This is a genomic window from Chloroflexota bacterium (genome assembly GCA_020850535.1).
Lineage (GTDB): Bacteria > Chloroflexota > UBA6077 > UBA6077 > JACCZL01 > JADZEM01.
Genome location: JADZEM010000135.1, coordinates 103,129 through 119,360, shown reverse-complemented (window position 1 = coordinate 119,360; position 16,232 = coordinate 103,129). Strand labels below are relative to the sequence as shown.

At 70.6% G+C, this 16,232-nt stretch carries 11 protein-coding genes; 6 read left to right on the top strand and 5 right to left on the bottom strand.

Annotated features, from left to right (window positions below; all coding sequences use genetic code 11):
* The first annotated feature begins 331 nt into the window (after nucleotides 1-331).
* The 5 genes from urtA (at nucleotide 332) to urtE (ending at nucleotide 5,522) form a co-directional block, all read left to right on the top strand.
* On the top strand, nucleotides 332-1,633 hold the full coding sequence (gene urtA, locus IT306_20080) for an urea ABC transporter substrate-binding protein (protein MCC7370730.1): 1,302 nt from the start codon (nucleotides 332-334) through the stop codon (nucleotides 1,631-1,633).
* A gap of 146 nt (nucleotides 1,634-1,779) precedes the next feature.
* Nucleotides 1,780-2,721 (top strand): urea ABC transporter permease subunit UrtB, encoded by a 942-nt coding sequence (gene urtB / locus IT306_20075; GenBank protein ID MCC7370729.1) that lies wholly within the window; start codon nucleotides 1,780-1,782, stop codon nucleotides 2,719-2,721.
* Nucleotides 2,722-2,764: 43 nt separating this feature from the next.
* Complete coding sequence (gene urtC / locus IT306_20070) at nucleotides 2,765-3,892, top strand: urea ABC transporter permease subunit UrtC (GenBank protein ID MCC7370728.1); 1,128 nt, start codon at nucleotides 2,765-2,767, stop codon at nucleotides 3,890-3,892.
* The gene (gene urtD, locus IT306_20065; GenBank protein ID MCC7370727.1) at nucleotides 3,889-4,788 is read left to right on the top strand and encodes an urea ABC transporter ATP-binding protein UrtD; all 900 of its coding nucleotides are present in this window, start codon (nucleotides 3,889-3,891) and stop codon (nucleotides 4,786-4,788) included. Before urtC ends, urtD begins: the two co-directional genes overlap by 4 nt.
* Nucleotides 4,788-5,522: an urea ABC transporter ATP-binding subunit UrtE gene (urtE, locus tag IT306_20060; GenBank protein MCC7370726.1), complete on the top strand. Its 735-nt coding sequence runs from the start codon at nucleotides 4,788-4,790 to the stop codon at nucleotides 5,520-5,522. The genes urtD and urtE overlap by 1 nt, the downstream gene beginning before the upstream one ends.
* 252 nt (nucleotides 5,523-5,774) lie before the next feature.
* Here the strand turns inward: urtE and IT306_20055 are convergent, their stop codons facing one another.
* The gene (locus tag IT306_20055; GenBank protein MCC7370725.1) at nucleotides 5,775-6,914 is read right to left on the bottom strand and encodes an SMP-30/gluconolactonase/LRE family protein; all 1,140 of its coding nucleotides are present in this window, start codon (nucleotides 6,912-6,914) and stop codon (nucleotides 5,775-5,777) included.
* A gap of 843 nt (nucleotides 6,915-7,757) precedes the next feature.
* On the opposite strand from IT306_20055, the gene IT306_20050 reads away from it, so the two are divergent.
* A complete protein-coding gene (locus IT306_20050) occupies nucleotides 7,758-9,584 on the top strand; it encodes an EAL domain-containing protein (protein ID MCC7370724.1) in 1,827 nt (608 codons plus the stop codon).
* Nucleotide 9,585: 1 nt separating this feature from the next.
* Here IT306_20050 and mutS read toward each other — a convergent pair whose 3' ends face one another.
* The 4 genes from mutS to IT306_20030 form a co-directional block, all read right to left on the bottom strand.
* Entirely contained in the window at nucleotides 9,586-12,231 is a 2,646-nt protein-coding gene (gene mutS / locus IT306_20045; protein MCC7370723.1) for a DNA mismatch repair protein MutS, read from the bottom strand.
* A 2-nt stretch (nucleotides 12,232-12,233) separates the two neighbouring features.
* Nucleotides 12,234-14,921, bottom strand: coding sequence for an AAA family ATPase (locus IT306_20040; protein MCC7370722.1), 2,688 nt, complete (start codon nucleotides 14,919-14,921; stop codon nucleotides 12,234-12,236).
* A 237-nt stretch (nucleotides 14,922-15,158) separates the two neighbouring features.
* Nucleotides 15,159-15,881 carry a hypothetical protein gene (locus IT306_20035; GenBank protein MCC7370721.1) on the bottom strand — a complete coding sequence of 241 codons (723 nt, stop codon included), beginning with the start codon at nucleotides 15,879-15,881 and terminating at the stop codon, nucleotides 15,159-15,161.
* A 122-nt stretch (nucleotides 15,882-16,003) separates the two neighbouring features.
* Nucleotides 16,004-16,183 carry a hypothetical protein gene (locus IT306_20030; protein MCC7370720.1) on the bottom strand — a complete coding sequence of 60 codons (180 nt, stop codon included), beginning with the start codon at nucleotides 16,181-16,183 and terminating at the stop codon, nucleotides 16,004-16,006.
* Between the last annotated feature and the right edge of the window lie 49 nt (nucleotides 16,184-16,232).

Below are 16,232 nucleotides of genomic sequence, written 5' to 3'. Positions count from 1 at the left end.
GAAACGTCTTCGCTTGCGAGTAGGTAGTTGGCCGCTGTGAACAGACTGGATTGTGCAAACTGCCACAGTCGAGGTTTGGATTTCGGTGCGAGCCGTCTATAGCGGCTCTGTCCGAACGGCCCTACGCTCTTCCTCACCGGGAACTGCCCGGGCAGGCTCCGCAACGCCGAATCGATCTATCGCCAGCCGAGGGGGGCTGGCGAGCGTCATGGGCGACAGGCGCGTCGGCGGGCGGACATGTGCGAGGAGGGGTTAACTCGTGATCGATCGGGAGCCCACGACTGAGGGTACGCGGCGGATGCCGCGACGTCGCTTCCTCCAGGGAGCGCTGATGTTGACGGCTGGGAGCGCGCTCCTGGCAGCCTGTGCCCCCGCCGCCGCGCCGGCGTCCAAGCCCGCCGAGACCAAGCCGGCGGCGGCCGCGCCGACCGCCGCACCCGCCAAGCCCGCCGAGAGCAAGCCGGCCGAGTCCAAGCCGGCCGCTGCCGCGCCGGCCGCTGCGACCTCTGGCGGCTCGATCAAGGTCGGCATCCTCCACTCGCTGAGTGGCACGATGGCCATCTCCGAGACCTCCGTCCGCGACGCGACGCTCCTCGCCATCGAGGAGATCAACGCGGCCGGCGGCGTCATGAAGATGAAGATCGAGACGGTCGTGGAGGACGGCGCGTCGGACTGGCCGACCTTCGCCGAGAAGTCCAAGAAGCTGATCTCGAACGACAAGGTCGCGGTCGTGTTCGGCTGCTGGACCTCTGCCAGCCGCAAGGCCGTCCTCCCGGTCTTCGAGCAGTTGAAGGGCCTCCTCTTCTACCCGGTCCAGTACGAGGGCCTGGAGATGTCCCCCAACATCTTCTACACGGGCGCCACGACCAACCAGCAGATCGTCCCTGCCGTCGATTACCTGATCGAGAAGGGGATGAAGAAGCAGTTCCTGCTCGGCTCGGACTACGTCTTCCCGCGCACGGCCAACGACATCATCAAGGCGCAGCTCAAGGCGAAGGGCGGCGAACTGGCGGGCGAGGAGTACACGCCGCTCGGCCACACCGACTACGCCACAGTCATCACCAAGCTGAAGGCCGCCAACCCGCAGGTCGTGTTCAGCACCCTGAACGGCGACAGCAACGTGGCGTTCTTCAAGCAGCTCAAGGACGCCGGGATCACCAGCGACAAGATGCAGACCCTCTCCGTCTCCGTGGCCGAGGAAGAGGTGCGCGGCATCGGCGCTGAGAACATGCTCAACCACCTGACGGCCTGGAACTATTTCCAGACCACCGACACCCCGGCCAACAAGAAGTTCGTCGAGGCGTACAAGAAGAAGTTCGGCGCAGACCGCGTGACGGACGATCCGATTGAGGCCGGCTACTTCGGCGTCTACCTCTGGTCGAAGGCGGTCGAGAAGGCCGGCTCCATCGAGGTTGACAAGGTGCGCGAGGCTGCCAAGAACCTCGAGTTCGACGCGCCGGGCGGCAAGGTCAAGGTCGACGAGAAGAACCAGCACGTCTGGAAGACGGTCCGGATCGGCAAGGTCCGCGCCGACGGCCAGTTTGACGAGGTCTGGAACTCGGGCGGTCCGGTCAAGCCCGATCCGTACCTGGACGGCTACGACTGGGCGAAGGACCTGAAGAAGGGTCGCTAGTCGCAGAGATAGCCCTCACCCCCCGACCCCCTCTCCCTGTGCGCGGGAGAGGGGGAGACACACGAGACAGTGATTTCTCCCCCTCTCCCGCGCACAGGGAGAGGGGGTCGGGGGGTGAGGGCCCATCGGGGGCCTCCTGGCGGCATATGGAGGGCCTTCCTGGCAGCACCCCGCGTCGCACAGGAGGGAACGTGCTCGACGTCTATCTCTTGCAGGCGTTCAACGGCCTGAGCGTCGGCTCCATCTTGCTGCTGGTGGCGCTCGGTCTGGCGTTCTCCTTCGGCCTGATGGGCGTCATCAACATGGCCCACGGCGAGTTCATCATGATCGGCGCGTACGCTCCGTACGTGCTGCAGCAGGCTGTCGGCGGCGCGAACAACGACCCGTACGGCCTGACGTTCCTGGCGGCGATCCCGCTGGCGTTTCTGGTGACCGCCATGATGGGCATCGGGATGGAGTGGGCGCTGATCCGCTTCATGTACGGCCGGCCGCTCGACACGCTCCTGGCGACCTGGGGCGTCGGGCTGATGCTCCAGCAACTGGCGCGCAGCGTCTTCGGCGCGCCGAACGTCCAGGTGGTCAGCCCAAGCTGGCTGAACGGCGGTCTTGAGGTCACGCAGGGGCTGTCGCTGCCGTACAAGCGACTGTTCATCATGCTGCTGGTCGTCGCCTGCGTCGCGGCGATCTGGGCCTACCTGACCCGCTCGTCGGCGGGCCGCAGGATGCGCGCCGTGATGCAGAACCGGGACATCGCCAGCACCCTTGGCGTGCCGACGCGGCAGGTGGACGCTTCGACGTTCGGCCTCGGGGCCGGGCTGGCCGGGGTGGCTGGCTGCGCGCTGACGCTGCTCGGACCAATCGGCCCGGCGCTCGGGACGTACTACATCGTGGACGCCTTCATGGTCGTCGTGCTGGGCGGGGTGGGGCAGTTGCTGGGGACCATCGCCGCCGCCGTGCTGATCGGCCTGGCGAACACCTCGTTCGAGCTGTGGAGCTCGGCGACGGTCGGGAAGGCCATCGTCCTGGTCGGGATCATCTTCTTTCTGCGCTGGAAGCCGGCCGGCCTCGTGGCGCTCCGCTCGCGATGAGCGGCGACAGAGGCGCCAGAGGCGACACATGGGAGTCTCTCTGATGGAGCAACGGCGGAGCCTCACCGGGGCGGCCGTGCGCGAGAGCGCGGTGGTCGCGGCCATCTGCCTGCTGATGATCGTCGTGCTGCCTCTGGTGCTCTCCGAGTTCCGGCTGGCCCTGCTGGCGAAGTTCCTGACCTTCGCCATCGTGGCGCTGGCCATCGATCTGGCCTGGGGCTACACCGGCATGCTGAGCCTCGGGCACGGCGTCTTCTTCGGGCTGGGCGCGTACGCGCTGGCGATGCACATGAAGCTCGAAGCGGCGAAGGACGGCCTGCCCGACTTCATGGGCTGGAGCGGCCTGCGCGAGCTGCCGGGCTTCTGGGCGCCGTTCGACAACGGCCTCTTTGCGCTGGCGATGGTCGTGGTGCTGCCGGCCCTGCTGGCGGCTGGCCTGGGTATCCTGATCTTTCGAGGGCGGGTCCAGGGTGTCTACTTCTCGATCATCACCCAGGCGCTGGCGTTGATCGCCACCCTCGTGTTCGTCGGGCAGCAGCCGTACACCGGCGGCACCAACGGCATGACCAACTTCAGCACGCTGTTCGGGCTGCCGCTGATCGAGACCTCGACGCAGATCGGCTTGTATGCCGTGACGGTCATCGTGCTCGGACTGACCTACCTGGCGCTGCGGTTCCTGACCGGCTCGCGGGCCGGCGCGATCTTGGTGGCGATCCGCGACTCGGAGAGCCGTCTGCGCTTCTTCGGCTACGACCCGGCGCTGGTCAAGGTGGCGGTTTTCACGCTCTCGGCGGCCATCGCCGGGATCGCGGGGGCGCTGTTCGTGCCGCAGGTGGGGATCATCACGCCGGCCAACATGGGCATCGTCCCGTCCATCGAGATGGTCATCTGGGTGGCCGTCGGCGGGCGCGGCACCCTCTACGGCCCGATCCTGGGGGCGATTGTCGTCAACGGGGCCAAGAGCGGCCTGAGCGAGTCGTTCCCCGACTTCTGGCAGTACTTCCTCGGGGCGATGTTCGTCGGCTCGGTGGTGCTGTTCCCGGACGGGATCGTCGGGGCGGTTGCGCGTGGCGTCAAGAAGCTGAAGGGCGCACGCTCCGCCTCCCTGACGGCCGGTGCGACGGCGCATGACCTGCCCTCGGCGGGCCGTCCCCTGGAGGCCAAGTCATGAGCGTGAACGCTCCGACGCCTGAGCGAAGGGTCACGGCTGAAGAGGCCTGGGGCATCCGCCACGGCCTGACGCTTCCCGCGCGGGCGCGCGAGCTGCCGGCGGTGGACGTCAGCTCGGATGGGCGGGTCGAGACGCCGGAGGGCGTCCGCCTGGAGCTGCGCGAGATCACCGTCAGCTTCGACGGCCTGACCGTGCTGGATCACCTGACGCTGACCCTCGCGCGCGGCGAGATGCGCTTTCTGATCGGGCCGAACGGGGCCGGCAAGACGACGCTGCTCGACGTGATCACCGGGAAGACGCAGCCCCGCGGCGGGACGGTGCTGTTTGAGGGGTACGACCTGGCCGGCTGGCAGGAGCACGACATCGCCCAGCGGGGCATCGGGCGCAAGTTCCAGACGCCGACAGTCTTCCCCAGCCTGACGGCGCGGCAGAACATGGAGATCGCCGTTGGGGCGAAGGCAGGATTTCTGGCGGCGATGAAGCGGATGGCCGCGCCGGATCGGGAGCTTGTCGGCGAGACGCTCCAACTGATCGGGCTGGAGGGCCGTGCGAGCCAGCAGGCCGGGCAGCTCTCGCACGGCGAGAAGCAGTGGCTGGAGATCGGCATGCTGATCGTGCAAGAGCCGAAGGTCCTGCTGCTGGACGAGCCGGTTGCCGGGATGACGCGCGGCGAGCGCGACCGGACCGTCGCGCTGCTCGGGCGCATGCAGGCGGCCCACCCCGACCGCACCACGCTGATCGTCGAGCACGACATGGCGTTCGTGCGGCAGCTTGCGAAGACCGTCACGGTCCTGCATCTCGGCAGCGTCCTCAGCGAGGGCACGATGGAGGAGGTCCAGAGCGACCCGCGCGTGATCGAGGTCTACCTCGGACACGGCAAGAAGAAGGTGGCCTGATGAGCGCAGGGGAAGCCAGCGGACAGTCGCTGCTGTCCGTCGAGTCGCTGACGGCCGGCTACGGCGAGAGCCAGATCCTGACCGAGCTGACGTTCAGCGTCCCGGCGGCCGGGGCGGTCTGCCTGCTCGGGCGGAACGGCGTCGGCAAGACGACGACCCTCAAGAGCATCGTCGGGCTGATCCGCCCCCGCTCCGGCCGGGTGCTGTTCGACGGCAAGGACGTCACGACGAAGGGGCCGCACGAGCGGGCGCGGTTGGGCATCGGCTATGTGCCGCAGGGCCGAGGCATCTTCCCGCACCTGTCGGTCTTCGAGAACCTGCTGATGGGCTTCGAGGCGAATCCGAAGATGTCGGCGGGCAACCGCGGCACGACGCTCGACGAGATGTACACGCTGTTCCCGGTCCTGGCCGAGATGCGCGGCCGGGCGGGCGGCATGCTCAGCGGCGGCCAGCAGCAGCAACTGGCCATCGCGCGGGCGCTCGTGGCCCGACCGAAGCTCCTGCTCCTCGATGAGCCGGCCGAGGGCATCCAGCCGAACATCGTGCACCTGATCGAGGAGGCGGTGGCGGCGCTCCCGGCGCGGGGCGTGGCGGTGCTGCTGGTGGAGCAGTTCGTCGATTTCGCGGTAGCCGTCTGCGACCAGTACTACATGGTCGAGCGCGGGACGGTTGTGGCACAGGGCCCGACGACGGCGCTCGGACAAGAGGTCATCGACGAGTACCTGGCGGTGTGACGGCGAGGGTTCTGGGGAAAGGCCCTCACCCCCGGGGAAAGGCCCTCACCCCCCGACCCCCTCTCCCGCGCACAGGGAGAGGGGGAGTCCGCACAGGTGTGCGCCACCCTACCCAACCCGGCAGCGCGGTGAATTGCCGTCAAGCAGCAATCTGGCTCCCCCTCTCCCGCGCACAGGGAGAGGGGGTCGGGGGGTGAGGGCCATTCCCCGGGGGTGAGGGCCATTCCCCGGGGGTGAGGGCCTTCTGCGCCGTCAGCTTGGGGCGGCGCCCTGCGTGTTCGTGTACACCGCATACAGCGACTGGCTGGCCGCCATGAACAGGCGGTTTCGCTTTGGCCCGCCGAACGTGATGTTCCCGACGACCTCCGGAATGCGGATCCGGCCGATCAACTGCCCCTGCGGGTTCCAGCAGGTCGCGCCGCTGTAGCCGACGTTCCGCCCGGCGTTGCTGGACGCCCAGACGTTGCCGTACACGTCGCAGCGCAGGCCGTCAGGACCGCAGCGCACGCCGTTGACCATGCAGTCCGTGAAGACCTGCTGGTTGACGACCTTGTTGTCCGCCGTCACGTCGAAGCTGTTGATGAACCCGCCGCCGTTGACGACGTACAGCTTCTTGTAGTCTGGCGAGAAGCAGATGCCGTTGGGGTTCGGGATCTGATCCTCGTTGATGACGAGGTCGAGCCGACCGCTTGGATCGAGCCGGTAGACGTTCGTCGGCAGCTCGCGGGTGTACGAGCCAAGCTCCGGCGGCTGCCCCACGCGCGGGTTGAGCGCCCCGGTCGGGTTGGTCCGGCCGCCCGGTGCGTCCACCGTGCCCTCGTAGAGCTGGCCGCCCCATGGGGGGTCCGTGAACCAGATGCTGCCGTCCGGGTGGTGGGCCATGTCGTTCGGGGAGTTCAGCCGCTTGCCGTCGTAGTGACTCGCGAGCACGGTGATGGTGCCGTCGTGCTCGTAGCGGACCAGCCGGCGGGTGACGTGCTCGGCCGAGACCTGCCGCCCCTGAAAGTCGAACGAGTTGCCGTTGCTGTTGTTGGACGGATCGCGGAAGACGGTGACCTCGCCATCGTCTTCCAGCCAGCGCATCTGCTTGTTGCTGGCGATGTCGCTGAAGATCAGGAAGCGCCCAACGCTGTTCCAGGCCGGCCCCTCGGCCCAGAGCGCGCCGGTCCAGAGGCGCTTGATCGAGGTGTTGCCGACCCGCAGGTTGTTGAACGACGGGTCCATCGTGATGATGTCTGGGTCCGCGAAGTAGGTGGTCGGCGCGCCGTCCGGCCCGAAGTCACGCGGGGGGTTTGTGACGGTGGTCGGCGGCTGGACCGGCGGCTCGTTGCCGGTCGATCCGGGGGTCTGAGCGTGGGCGGCCCCCGGCAGCAGCGCCGGGGCAACGGTCATCGCGCCGGCGACGGCGATGATACCCTTGATCAGGGAGCGGCGGGACACCGGGCCGTTGCCCGCGAGATTGTCCGCGTTCCGTGTCATGCCATGAGCCTCGCTTTACACAAACGTCTGGGGTGTGGTGTGCGCTCAGGCGTCACAGGGACGCCCGTCGCGGCAGACGGTCCTGGAGGGCGGCCGGCCAGATGGTGGTCTGGCGGCGTGCCGGAACGACGGGAGAAGGTGACGGTCACGGCGGACGCCAGGGCTGGCCGACCAGCGATCCTCGGCTGGCGTTGCGGCGCGCGCGGCGGCGAGTCGACGCGGCGTTGGGCAGGGGCGCACGACCGGGAGCGCGGCACGGCGAGGTCGCCGGTCGTCGCGTCGCCATGCCAGTATCCGCTGCGGGCCGCATCTGCCAGTTCCTCGTCGTCGAGATCCCGCTCAGGCGTCGAGCGGACCTGCGCCGTCAGTCGATCGTCACGAGAGCGCTACGTCATGTCGCGCTGCCGTGGCCTGCCAGCCTCGCCAGTACACACGAGTCGTCGCGACTTGTCAATCCCTGTGATGGGACTGTGCGCGCAAAGGGTGCATGCGGCTGGCCGTCCGGCACTGATGCAGTGGCGCGCACGCCGGCGGATCGGGCAATGAGATGGTCGGCAGCGGGCGAAACCGGCCGACGATGGCCTCTGAAACTGTCACCCTGGCCGCGATCAATGCGTTGCACTAGGTAAGCTGATCGCAGCAGCGCAACGCCCGACGAGTCGCGGCACGGGACATCCAGCCGGCTCGAAGGGCAGCGCGGCGCCGGCGTGACCGGGGCAGCGGCGGCGCAACACGGGGGAGAGGGATCTGCTGGCGATGACGTCACGGCCGCCGCACGATCTGTTGCAGTCAACAACGTCCAGGACCGGCGCGGCCGACGACGCTCCGGGACGGATCGCCGCCTTGCAGGAGGAGCGCCGGCAGCTGCAAGCTGCGCTGCGGAGCGCCTCGCGCGAGCTGATCCAGACCAGGGCGGAGCTGCGCGCCCTGGCATCGGCCTTCCCCGACCTGCTGATTCGCCTCGACCAGTTCGGGACCGTGCTCGAATGCCGGGTGGGCGAGGCGGCCAGCCCCTACGCCATGATGACCTCGGCGGTCGGGCAGCGGCTCTCCGATTTCCCGCACCGCTCGATCCCGGCGAGCATCGAGACGGCCAGCGGACGCGCCAGGCAACTCGGGACGATGGTGTCCGTCGAGTGTGCCCTGATGACCCACGAGGGCGAGCGCTTCGCCGAGGTGCGCGTGCTGCCGCTGCCCAACGGTCAGCTGATCGTGATCGTGCGGGACATCAGCGAGCGTAAGCGGTCCGAGGAGGAGCTGACGCGGCTGGCGTTCCACGACACGCTGACCGGTTTGCCGAACCGGGCGCGCTTCATCGTGCGGCTTCAGGAAGCGCTCTCGCAGGCCGGGACGGACGGTCGCCCGCTGGCGGTGATGTTCCTGGATCTCGACAACTTCAAGGTGGTGAACGACAGCATCGGGCACGAGGCCGGCGACCAGCTCCTGATCGCCGTGGCCGAGCGGTTGCAGACCAGCCTGCGGCCAGGAGACACCATCGCGCGGTTTGGCGGCGATGAGCTGGCGGTCCTGGTGGAGGGGCTGGCCGATCCCGGCGAGGCCGTGCGGGTGGCCGAGCGCATTCGGAAGGTGCTCCGGCCGCCGATCAGCCTGTCCGGCCACGAGGTGTTCGTGACGGCGAGCGTGGGCATCGCCATCGGCACGCCCGGCGAAGAAGAGCCGGCCGGCCTGTTGCGGAAGGCTGACCTTGCGATGTACCGCTCGAAGGCGGCGGGCAAGGCCCAGTACACCGTCTACGACCCGAGCATGAACGCGGCGGCGCTGGAGCGGCTGCAACTGGGCAGCGACCTCCACCTCGCTATCGAGCGGGGCGAGATGTCGGTGATGTACCAGCCGATTGTCACGCTCAGCACCGGTGTGATCGAGGAGCTGGAGGCGCTGGTGCGCTGGCAGCACCCCATCCTCGGGACGATCTCGCCGGCGCGGTTCATCCCGATCGCCGAGGAGAACGGGCTGATCGTGCCAGTCGGGCGCTGGGTGCTGCGTGAGGCGTGCCGTCAGCTCGGGCTGTGGCGGGATGCCGTCCCCGACCTTGACGATCTGGTCATCAGCGTCAACCTGTCGGCGAAGCAGCTCAACGACCATGAGCTGGTGCCGGCCATCGCGCAGATCCTGGATGAGTCGCGGCTGGACCCCACCTGCTTGAAGCTGGAGCTGACCGAGAGCACGGTCATGACCGACGTCGCGACGACAGCCGGCCGCCTCCGCGATCTGAAGGCGCTCGGGCTGTCGCTGGCCATCGACGACTTTGGGACCGGCTACTCGTCGTTGAGCTATCTGAAGCGTTTGCCGCTCGACACGCTCAAGGTGGATCGTTCGTTTGTGGACGGGCTGGGGACCGATCCGCAGGATACGGCCATCGTGCGGACCGTCATCACGCTGGCGAAGAGCCTGCACCTGAAGACGACGGGCGAGGGCATCGAGACCGCCGAGCAGGCCGATCATCTGCGCGACCTCGGCTGCGACCGTGGCCAGGGCTACCTGTTCTCGCCGCCGTTGCCGCCGGCCGCGCTCGGGACGTTGCTCACGGGTGGCAGCAGCGGGGGCCTGCGGGCGGCGGGCTGACCTACGTCGAGGTCTGAGGTCCGCCGGGCGGTGACGCTCGACTGAGGCGGCTGGCGACTTCCGCGCTCAGCGGCTCGACGGCGTCCGCGACCTCACGTGCGCGCGCCAGCAGCGCCGGGGGCAGGCCGGCCAGCCGGGCCACCTCGATGCCGAAGCTGCGGTCCGCCGCGCCCGCCTCCACGACGTGCGGGAAGGCGATGCCCTCAGGCCGCTCCTCGACCGTCGCGCGCAGCAGCGTCACCTGGGGGTGCACGTCTGCGAGCGCGGCAAGCTCGTGGTAGTGGGTGGCTACCACGGCGCGCGGGCGGACCGGGCCGGTCGCCAGGTACTCGGCTACCGACCACGCGATGGCCATGCCGTCGTGGGTGCTGGTCCCGCGCCCGATCTCGTCCAGCACCAGCAGGCTGCGGTCGGTGGCGGCCCGGAGGACGGTGGCCGTCTCCTCCATCTCGACCATGAACGTCGAGCGCCCGCCGGCCAGGTCGTCTACGGCCCCGATGCGGGTGTAGATGCCGTCCACCAGCCCGATCCGGGCCGCCCGCGCCGGCACGAACGAGCCAGCCTGGGCCAGCAGCACGATCAGCGCCAGTTGGCGCATCCAGGTGCTCTTGCCGGCCATGTTCGGGCCGGTCAGGATGACGAGCTGGTCCCCGTCGCCGCGCGCGACGAGCCGGGCGTCGTTCGGCTGGAACGGCCCGAGCGCCTCGACGACCGGGTGCCGCCCGCCGACGATCTCGATCAGGTCGCCGGCGTCGATGGTCGGCTGGACCCAGCCACGCTCGGCGGCCACCAGCGCCAGCGCCAGCAGGGCGTCGGCGGCGGCCAGATGGCGTGCAAGATCGCGGGCCGCGCCGGCCGTGGCAGCGGCAGCCTCGCGCAGATCGGCCAGCAGCACGCGCGTCTCGGCGGCCACCAGCGATTCAGCATCGCTCAACTCCTGGGCGTGCGCGTCAAGCTCCGCCGTCGAGTACCGCTCGACCTTCTGGAGGCCGCCCCGCCGGATCCAGTCGGCGGGGACGCGGGTGTTGAGGGGAACCTCCAGGAAGAGGCCCTGCGTGCTGTTCTGGTCGAGCTTGACCCGGGCCAGCCCCGGCAGCCGCCGCAGTCGCTCGACATAACTCCCCTGCCAGCGTCGCGCGCGGCGAAGCTCGCCGAGTGCCTCCGCCAGGGCCGGGCTGGCCGAGGCGCGGAACGGCCCGTCCCCGTTGTCTCCTCGGTCGCCGCGGGCGTCGACGTCGGCTGGCCCGGCCGCCAGCGTCGTTCGCGCCTGCTCCGCGAACCGGGCCAGCGCCGGCCGCGCCCGCCCGAGCGCCCGCAGGAACGGGCTTCGGCAGGCGGCCGTCGTCTCGGCCAGCAGGGGCAGGGCGCCGGCCGCCTCGCCCAGGGTGCGGAGATCGTCGAGGGTCGCTTTGCGTGCGCTCGCGCGCCCGGCCAGCCGTTCGAGATCGGCGACGGCGGCCAGTCGCTCGGCCAGCGACGCGCGCAGGGCCGGATCGCCCACCAGCTCTGCCACGATGGCCTGCCGGACGGCGATCTTCCGCACGTCCACCAGCGGCCGGAGCAGCCAGCCGCGCAGCATCCGCCGGCCCATCGGCGTCACGGTCCGGTCGAGCGTCCCGAGCAGGCTGCCGGTGCGCTCGCGCGCGCGCTCCGTCTCGACCAGCTCCAGGTGGCGCTGGGTCACAGCATCCAGGCGCATCGTCTCGTCGGCGGCGGCCGGGGTGGGCGGGTCGAGCACGGGGACATCCGCGCCCTGGGTCTCCTCCAGGTAGCCGACGATCAGCCCGGCTGCGATCTCGGCGGCCGGCAGCTTCGTCAGGTCGGCTTCGGGGAACGCCCGCTGGAGTGCGCCCACGGCGCTCTCGCTGGGGCCGACGGGCGTCACGGATCGCTGCGCCAGGAGGCCGTCGGGGGCTGGCCGGTCGACCGAGACGATCACCTCGGCCGGCTCCAGCCGCTGCAGTTCGGCGGCGGCCTCTTCGAGGCTCAGCTCGGCGGCCTTGAACTCGCCGGCCGCCACGTCGGTCCAGGCCAGCCCGAGCCGGTCGTCCAGGGGCGCGACGGCCACGAGGTAGGTCGGACGGTCCTCGCGGAGCAGGCGCGGATCGGTGACGGTGCCCGGCGTGAGCGTCCGCACGATGTCGCGCTGGCGGACGCCGCCGCTGCTGCTACCGGGGCCGGGTCCGCTGCTGGCGGGTGGGCTGCCGCCCGCGTTGCCCATCGGCGGCTCGTCGTCGGCGGCGTCAGGAGACGGCGTGGCGGGTGGCCGCGGCTCGTCTTCCCGCTCTTCGCAGACGGCCACGCGGTAGCCGCGGGCCAGCAGCCGCGTCAGGAAGGTGTCGAGGGCGTGGTGCGCGAAGCCGCACTGCGAGACCGGCGGCGCGGCCCCGCCGGACGGCCGCTCGGTCAGCTTCAGGCCAAGCTCGCGCGAGACCAGCTCGGCGTCTTCGAACAGCACCTCGTAGAACGAGCCGACCCTGAACAGGATCAGCACGCCCAGATGGTTGTCGCGCAGGTCAAGGTACTGGCTGACCAGCTCGCCGTAGAGCGGCCGGCGGGGCGTCGGCGGTGGGGCCGACGGGGCAGTGGCCGGGCGGCCCCTGGCGCTGCTGCGTGCCTGGGCGCGTGGTTGTCGCGGTTCGGCCATCGTCAGTCGTCCGGCCAGTCGTCGGGCATCGGCTCATAGGGGGCGTCGTCGCCGAAGACGGGAGCGTAGCGGCCGGCGTACGGATCGTCGGGCGGCTCGGTGGGCGGATCCATTGGCGGACCAGCGCCCGCCGCTCCGCTCACCCCTCTGCGCGCCCTGGGGAGGCCCGAAGGGTTGTCGGCACTGCCGATGGTCGTGCCGCGCAACGGGGGCCTCGGCGCTGGCCGGGCAGAAGGGGGGCGAGGGGGTGAGGCCCTCTCCTGCACCTGCTCCGGCGCGGAGAGGGGGGCGTCAATGCCGGAAGCGGACGCCGTTGCGCCGGCACGGAGGAGCACCGGCAGCCCGGTCACCCGTTCCTGGTCGCGCGTCCTGCCCACCGCTCCGATCACCGCCGCCTCGTCCCCGACGATCACCACGGCTTTCCGCGCCCGGGTGATCGCCGTGTAGAGCAGGTTGCGGCTGAGGATCGGGCCGTACGAGGACGACGCCAGCACCACCACGCCCGGCCACTCGCTGCCCTGGGCGCGGTGGACGGTCAGCCCGTAGGCGTGGTCGAGGTCGAGCAGGTCGGCTGGACCGAACGTGACCGTCCGTCCGTCGCCAAAATCGACCGTCAAGCCGCCGTTCGCCTCCATCTCAAGGATGGTACCGGTGTCGCCGTTGAAGACGCCGAGCTGGTAGTTGTTGTGGGTCTGGATGACGCGGTCGCCGACGCGCAGCGCGAGTGCGCCGTGTGGGCGCTCTGGCTGGCCGCGCCCGGGGTTCAGCCGCTGCTGCAACGCCTCGTTCAGGGTCTGGCAGACTCGTACCAGGGGCGCGATGGCCTGGATCTCGCCCGGCGGCGCTCCGAGCAGGCGCGGCAGCCGCTCGGCCGCCCACTCCGTGGCGACGGCGGCCACCCGGGCCGGCGGGGCCGGCACGAAGATGCAGTCCGATGGGGCCGGGCCGCTCGCGCCAGGCGCGCCCTTCCCGAACAGCCGGTAGAGGTCGGCAGGCGCGCCCAGATCCGGCCGCAGGCCTTGCCGAATGCGGTGCGCATTGGTCACGATCTGGCTCTGGGCGGCCTGCCTGAACACCGTTTCGAGGCGCGTCGACGGGATCCGTCCGCTCGCCAGCACGTCGCGGAGCACCTGTCCGGGACCGACGCTCGGGAGCTGATCGGCGTCGCCCACCAGGATCAGCTGCGCGCCGGGGCCGATGGCCCGGACAACCGCCCTGGCGAGCTGCGTGTCAAGCATGCTGGCCTCGTCCACGATCACCACGTCGAACGGGAGCGGATCGTCGGGACCGTGCCGGAAACCGCCCGGCCCGGCCCCGAGCAGTCGGTGAAGCGTCCGCGCCTCCAGCCCGACCACCTCGCCCAGCCGTCTGGCGGCCTTGCCGGTCGGGGCGGCCAGCGTGACCGAGCGCCCGAGGGCTTTCAGGCAGCGGACCAGCGCCCGCGTGGTGGTGGTCTTGCCGACGCCCGGCCCGCCCGTCAGCACGAAGCAGCCGCTGGTGGCCGCCGTGGCGACGGCCTGCCGCTGCTCGTCCGAGAGCGTCTGCGCCTCGCGGTCGGCGGCCAGCCAGCGCTCGACGTGGGCGGCGGGCAGGCCCGGCCGCCGTGACAGCCCGAGGAGCCGCCGCGCGAGGTCTTCCTCGGCCCGCACCAGCCCCGACAGCCCGATCCCGAGGCCGGCGTCTGGGGCATCGTCGGTTGGTGCAGCCGGCGGCTCGGGCAGTCCCGGCGTGAAGATCCGCACCCGGCCGACGCGCTGCTCGGCGGGCGCGGGGGCGACCGGCTGTCCGCCGCCCAGTGCGCTGCCCGACTGCGGCGCGTCCATCCGTCGCACGGCGATGCTGCCCGACGCCAGCAGCTGGGTCACGCCGTCCTCGATCAGCTCAGGCTCGACCTCGGCGACGGCTGCTGCTGCGGCCAGGAGCATCGGGCGGTGCTGTCGAGTGTGGCCGTTCTGGCCGGCGTTGATCAGCGCGGCCTGCACGGCAGCCTGCAAGCGCGACGGGGCAGTGTGGCGGACGCCACGGTCCTTGCCGATGCGGTCCGCCGAGGGGAAACCCAGGCCCGGCACGTCGGCGACCAGCCGGTAGGGGTTGGCCCCGAGGATCTGGGGCGCGTCCGCGCCGTATGCGGCGACCAGCCGTGGCGCGAAGCGGGTGTCCAGCCCATGCTCGGCCAGGAACGCCATGATCTCGCGGAGGGCGCGGTGCTCGGCCCAGGCCGCCGCGATGCCCTGCGCCCGCTGCGGCCCGATCCCGGGCACCTCGCGGACGCGCTCCGGCGTGGCATCGAGCACGTCCAGGGTGCGCTCGCCAAAGACCCCCACGATGCGCTTCGCCAGCACCGGCCCGATCTGCCGGACCAGCCCGGACCCGAGGTAGCGCATGATGCCGTCGGCGTCAGACGGGGGCCGGACCTCGGCGGAGGTTGGGCGGAACTGCGCGCCGTGGCGTGGGTCGGTCTGCCAGCGGCCCCGCAGCGCCAGCACCTCGCCGGGCTGGGCGGCGGGCAGCGTCCCGACGACGGGGATCGGGTCGCGCCGGCCACGCACGCGCAGGCGCACCACGCTGAACCCGTTCGTCGGGTTGTAGAACGTCACCCGCTCGACGACGCCGTCCAGGGCGATGTCTGCGCCGGCCGGGCCGCGGCCGGCCGGGCCGCCCTGCGATGCTGCTGGAACGTCTGAGGGCACGATGAGATCCGGGCGAAATGTGGTTTCCCTAAGGGTAGCGCAGGTTGTATCGCCAGAGATGTATGTGCTGCGAACCGACCCCGGACCGGGGCGATCGCATGCTGGTTGGTGTTCCCGCAACGCCATGAAACGTGCGGTCAGGGACTGATGCAGATTGACGAGTTGCTGCGGTCATAGCCCCTCACCCCCCGACCCAGTCGGGGGGTGAGGGCCTGCGGTTCTCAAGTTGGGCCTGGGTTAGCGCCGCCTGCTGACCTCGATCTGCTCCGCGATGAAGCGGCCCTGCTCCTCGCGACCGCCCTGCTCGCCGTCGGCCGTCAGGTAGTCACCCACCCGCGGCTCGGGGCAGTCCGGCGGCGAGCCGCGGTACTCGACCACCAGCGTCTCGCCCCGCCCCAGCGCGAGCGTGATCAGCAGCGCCGCGCCGTCCGCCGACCGCTCGATGGCCGCGATGTTCCCCTCGGTGTGGTACTGGTCCAGGTTCGACTGGTTGGTGTGCTGCTGTTGCTGCTGTTGCAACTGGCTCGGCGGCTTCTGGGCGTCGCTGTCCTTGTTCTTGCCGCTGCTACGGCCCCCGCCGCTGTCGTCCGGCGTCGAGACCGGGGCCGCGTCGTCGTTCTTGATCGTGCCGGCGCCGGCCGCCGTGCGGCACAGCGAGAACTCGGAGGTCTGGTTGCTCGGGTTGGTGTCGGTCGCCGTGGTGCTGGCGCCGACGGCCCCGCCGGTCACGTCAAACGAGAACGCCCCGTCGTTGCCGACGGTCGTCACCGCCGCCGAGCCGAGGAGGGTCCGCCCTTCGCCGTAGCCGGTGGCATCGCAGGCTGGGTTGCTGTAGACGTCCACGGTGAAGGTGGTGTCGGCGAGGCTGTTGAGCGTCCCCGTCACCCGGGTGGCCCCGCCGAAGGCGATGGCCTGGGTCAGGACCGGGAGATTCTGGCGGTTGTCGGCGTCATTCGTCACGACGCCGTTGGTATTCGTCGCGCTCGACCCGCCGCCGCAGTCCCTGGCTCACGAGCGTCGTGGGAACACCGACGAACAGGCAATCGCGCTGCCGTCAGCGGTCAGCCGCCAGCGCCTGTCGGTCAGCGCCGCTTCCGCCGCTTCGTCAGCTTCGCGACGCGCTCGACCGTCACGGGCCGGAGTGTGTCCGGCCGCGCGCCGACGCGCATCCCATGCTGCGCCTTCCGCCGCTGCTGCTCGCGGCGGTCGGATCGGCGCAGGCCGGGATGCTGATCTTCGTCTCGGGAGCGTTCGTCTCGCATGGCATATGTTGTAACGTCCGCCAGACGAGGAATGTTCCCGGCCGCCCCG

Excerpts from the sequence above, each read along its gene's own strand:
- urtA (MCC7370730.1), top strand. The coding sequence starts at position 332 with ATGTTGACGGCTGGGAGCGCGCTCCTGGCAGCCTGTGCCCCCGCCGCC.
- urtB (MCC7370729.1), top strand. The coding sequence starts at position 1,780 with ATGGAGGGCCTTCCTGGCAGCACCCCGCGTCGCACAGGAGGGAACGTG.
- urtC (MCC7370728.1), top strand. The coding sequence starts at position 2,765 with ATGGAGCAACGGCGGAGCCTCACCGGGGCGGCCGTGCGCGAGAGCGCG.
- urtD (MCC7370727.1), top strand. The coding sequence starts at position 3,889 with ATGAGCGTGAACGCTCCGACGCCTGAGCGAAGGGTCACGGCTGAAGAG.
- urtE (MCC7370726.1), top strand. The coding sequence starts at position 4,788 with ATGAGCGCAGGGGAAGCCAGCGGACAGTCGCTGCTGTCCGTCGAGTCG.
- IT306_20055 (MCC7370725.1), bottom strand. The coding sequence starts at position 6,914 with ATGACCGTTGCCCCGGCGCTGCTGCCGGGGGCCGCCCACGCTCAGACC.
- IT306_20050 (MCC7370724.1), top strand. The coding sequence starts at position 7,758 with ATGACGTCACGGCCGCCGCACGATCTGTTGCAGTCAACAACGTCCAGG.
- mutS (MCC7370723.1), bottom strand. The coding sequence starts at position 12,231 with ATGGCCGAACCGCGACAACCACGCGCCCAGGCACGCAGCAGCGCCAGG.
- IT306_20030 (MCC7370720.1), bottom strand. The coding sequence starts at position 16,183 with ATGCGAGACGAACGCTCCCGAGACGAAGATCAGCATCCCGGCCTGCGC.